This is a genomic window from Paraglaciecola marina, assembly GCF_004360155.1.
Taxonomy (GTDB): Bacteria; Pseudomonadota; Gammaproteobacteria; order Enterobacterales; family Alteromonadaceae; genus Paraglaciecola; species Paraglaciecola marina.
This window is the reverse complement of the sequence record NZ_SAIS01000060.1, coordinates 1-1,834: the sequence shown is the minus strand read 5'-3', so window position 1 is coordinate 1,834 and position 1,834 is coordinate 1. Positions and strand designations below refer to the sequence as shown.

Below are 1,834 nucleotides of genomic sequence, written 5' to 3'. Positions count from 1 at the left end.
TTTTCCCACTTGCTGTATGTTGTGACTGTTACACCAGCCATTCTCGCAACATGCTCTTGATTTAAGTTTTGTTTAAGCCTTGCTTCTTTTATTACATTTCCTATAGACATATTGCCGCCTTACATTAATTTTTCTTAAATAATACCCCCATAAAAATTAACGCATCTTTGAACTTTAATATTTCTTAAAGTAAACTTTAAGTATTATTTTATTGACAGGTTTTTGGAGAGAGAAGTCGGGAGTCTAGTAATACCCGACTTTTGTCTCATTTTGATACTTTTGGGGGTGATATTTGCTGGATTGGTTTAGGGGTGTTCTTCCTCTTTTTCATGTTCCTATAAATTCTGGAGAAGTGTTTTCTCTAGATCAGGATGGTGAAGTTGAGTGGAGAAGTCCTAAACGAGTTCAGGTCACAGGTAGTTATGATAAAAAAATATCAATTAAGAGTTATGGGGCTGACGGGCAGGGGAATGCTACCCATTTATGGGTAAGTGGAAACCCTTCTAAATTCCTTCAAGGTCATAATGTATTTGGCTCTGACGACCTTATTTCATTGGTTTACGATATGTACAAGGTAATATGCCAACAATTTAAACTCACACCAACATTGAACGAACTAAGCCAGGTCAAATCTGGTGAGTATGATGTGGGTATGGTTGATATTAATTATTCGTTTGAATTACCTTCAAGAGCTGACGTGCTAGCGTTTATCAGAGCCTTAGAATTTAAAGCAAAAACACGTCACGGTAGGCCTAGTATGAAAGGTCAAACATTGTACTTCGGTAAGAGCTCAGAACGTTGGGCAATTAAATTATATTGTAAAGCAGAGGAGATAAAAACGAAAACGGGGCAACTACCAACAGCCCTTATAAATAAAGGCATAGAAGCATGGGCAGATAATAAGCTGCGTGTGGAATTAAGATTGTTAGGCAAAGAACTAACAAAATTAGAACTCGATAGAGGCTCGCGATTTAATCCCAGCGCGATGACCAACATATTTAATGAGTATATGGGGAGAATACAGATGACTGACCAAATAAAATTGACTGATGAAGTAACATCGAAGTTACCAAACCGATTATTAAGCACTTATACATTGTGGTCTGAAGGCCACGATTTACGTTCGATGATGTCAAAGCCAACATATTATAGACAGCGCAAAGAATTGATTGGTTATGGCATCAATATTGACATCCGACCATGTGAAAAAGCTTCAACAAACGTTATTCCAATGTTCAGAATATTAGAGGCTAAACCTGCTCAAATACCTGAATGGGCATTCAGTAAAAACTTAATTCATCCATCCGCAAGATATTGCGGTTAATCGCGCTGATTGATTGCTCCAACAATCAACCAGCACTTACACAACATGACTATTAGGAGTCACACCATGTCAGATAAACATTTTATAGATAGTCCGCTTTATAAGAAACTCTCATCCGTTCAACAAGCTGTTGATGCGGTCGTTTATTTAGCTGAAATAACGCCAATAGATGATCCAGATTCTAGTGCTAAGTTAATTGTGGCTAATCGGCTTAAGAAACAGTTTGAAAAGCTTTACTTGGAAACATTGCAAATAGCTAAACCTTCATAAACACCAAATCCTAAAATATATATATCTTCAACTTAATACAAAAAATCCAATCAAGGGGGCTGCGGTAGACGATTTATCGTCTTTAGCAGCACCCGAAGATGGATTTTATTCTATTTACATCACATATATGTATTGTGGATAATGTCGTTAAGTAAGGAACGAGGAGCCACGGCACCGCAGAGACGCACGCAACGCCATCCCCTAATCCACATAATACTTAAGTTCCTATAATGTATATTA

General features: G+C 37.4%; 3 protein-coding genes. 2 read left to right on the top strand and 1 reads right to left on the bottom strand.

The window, feature by feature from the left end; translation table 11 throughout:
- Positions 1 to 110: helix-turn-helix domain-containing protein (locus EOK74_RS21315; protein WP_133472013.1), on the bottom strand; the 110-nt coding region annotated here is incomplete at its 3' end.
- Between the two features lie 182 nt (positions 111 to 292).
- Between EOK74_RS21315 and EOK74_RS20630 the strand changes: the two genes are divergently transcribed.
- Together EOK74_RS20630 and EOK74_RS20625 are read left to right on the top strand one after the other, a co-directional pair.
- Positions 293 to 1,324 (top strand): phage/plasmid replication protein, II/X family, encoded by a 1,032-nt coding sequence (locus tag EOK74_RS20630; RefSeq protein WP_133472012.1) that lies wholly within the window; start codon positions 293 to 295, stop codon positions 1,322 to 1,324.
- Between the two features lie 66 nt (positions 1,325 to 1,390).
- Positions 1,391 to 1,594: a hypothetical protein gene (locus EOK74_RS20625; RefSeq protein WP_133472011.1), complete on the top strand. Its 204-nt coding sequence runs from the start codon at positions 1,391 to 1,393 to the stop codon at positions 1,592 to 1,594.
- The last annotated feature ends 240 nt before the right edge of the window (positions 1,595 to 1,834 follow it).